Here is a 1,908-nt window from a genome sequence, read left to right as displayed (position 1 = left end):
GTATTTTCCGGTGATAAACATGAATCCCGGAGTGAGCGTTATACATATATTCCAACAATCAATATCATCAATAAGTTACGTGAAGAAGGTTTCCAGCCGTTCTTTGCCTGTCAGAGTCGGGTTCGGGATTTGGGACGCCGCGAATACAGTAAACATATGTTACGTCTTCGCAGGGAAGAGCATATTAACGGGCAGGAAGTTCCTGAAATTATCCTGCTTAATTCACATGATGGTTCATCCAGTTATCAGATGATCCCAGGAATTTTTCGTTTTGTCTGCACAAATGGTCTGGTGTGCGGAAATAATTTTGGCGAAATCCGCGTTCCACATAAAGGCGATATTGTCGGGCAGGTTATTGAGGGAGCGTATGAAGTGCTCGGTGTCTTTGATAAGGTCACTGAAAATATGGAGGCGATGAAAGAAATACATCTTAACAGTGACGAGCAACATTTATTTGGCAGAGCTGCACTGATGGTCAGGTATGAAGATGAAAATAAAACACCAGTGACGCCTGAACAAATAATTACTCCCCGTCGTTTGGAGGATAAACAGAACGATCTCTGGACAACCTGGCAGCGGGTTCAGGAGAATATGATAAAAGGTGGACTGCCGGGGCGAAGTGCCTCCGGTAAAAATACCAGGACAAGAGGCATTACGGGTATTGATGGTGATATCCGAATCAACAAAGCATTATGGATGATTGCCGAACAGTTCAGGGAGTGGAAGTCATGATAATATAAGTAAAGCCCCGAAAATTTTTTCGGGGCTTTACTTATATTATCATTATGCGGCATTGATATGTCGTCTGGGATGCCTCAATTTCATCAACTGGCTTTTCGGTAGTCTGTAAATATTGTGCCCGCGAAAAATGGTCTGGCAGGAGGCTGCGCAGTTACCGGATATATATAAGATGGGTTCCCGCTTTGCGGGGCTTCGGCCAGTCAGCATTATCACTCATATGATATTTTTGTGTGTGGCCTTCCATGCCGCGTTTGCGGCATAACCGGTATCTGACAATGTCTGTAAGATTAATTGTTCTGCACGCTGTTAATTTCCGGAAGTGATTTCTTCGTGACCGGAATCCGGATACCTTTACTGCTTTTTATCCCGGTATAAATCCGGTAAACCTCTGATGCGTAGGCAAGACGTCTCTGGTTCTGGCGTTCGGTCTTCCTGAATCCGGCATTGTATGCACCAACGGCCTCCCAGGAGACGCCCCATTTTTTAAAGGCTATTGCCAGATAATAAGCACCGGTATAAATGTTCATGCAGGGATCTGTTGTCAGATGTTCCGGTTTAATTCCATAGCGGGCCAGTTCGTTAAAATGCTGGGAATCTACCTGCATAAGTCCACTGCCATATCCCGTAACCGGGTTAATACCGATGGCATTAACCCGGTTACGGGATTCTTTCCATGATATTGCTCTCAGCAAGTCAGGGTCAATTTTATAATCTCTGCCAGCCAGATCAAAGCAATCACCAGCCTTGCAGGTCACATTTATAAACATCAGGCAGATCGTCAGAAGCCATTTTCTCATTTTCTCACCTCTGGTGACGTCATCAGGAAATAATTTAACCCACTCCACAAAAAGGCTCAACAGGTTGGTGGTTCTCACCACCAAAATCACCACACACTACGCAAAAACAAGTTTTTGCTGATTTGCGTTTTAAATCATGCAATTAACAAATGCTATTTATATTTAATAATTCTGAATTATTAAATAGAGAGTCGTTGGCGATCCTGTTACGACCCTATGGCGACCCTTATTAGGATCAGTACTGACAATTTTCATGAAAAACATCGATATATATTAGGGGCACCCCTAGCGCCGGGTCGCATTTTTTTATAGGATGATCCTAGAGGCGCTGCTAGGAGTGTCTTTCTTACTTGTAAACACTATATGCATA

General features: G+C 43.7%; 2 protein-coding genes. One reads left to right on the top strand and one right to left on the bottom strand.

Annotated elements, in window-relative coordinates:
* A partial coding sequence (locus tag E0D98_RS23720; RefSeq protein WP_131891190.1) for a DUF932 domain-containing protein occupies positions 1–732 on the top strand: 732 nt, incomplete at its 5' end.
* A 296-nt stretch (positions 733–1,028) separates the two neighbouring features.
* On the opposite strand, the gene E0D98_RS23715 is transcribed toward E0D98_RS23720, so the two are convergent.
* Positions 1,029–1,631 carry a transglycosylase SLT domain-containing protein gene (locus E0D98_RS23715; protein ID WP_077785958.1) on the bottom strand — a complete coding sequence of 201 codons (603 nt, stop codon included), beginning with the start codon at positions 1,629–1,631 and terminating at the stop codon, positions 1,029–1,031.
* Between the last annotated feature and the right edge of the window lie 277 nt (positions 1,632–1,908).

The sequence above is a fragment of the Escherichia sp. KCJ4928 genome (assembly GCF_004352695.1).
GTDB lineage: Bacteria > Pseudomonadota > Gammaproteobacteria > Enterobacterales > Enterobacteriaceae > ECMA0423.
The sequence above is the reverse complement of the archived record's forward strand: the minus strand, read 5'-3'. Positions and strand labels throughout refer to the sequence as shown.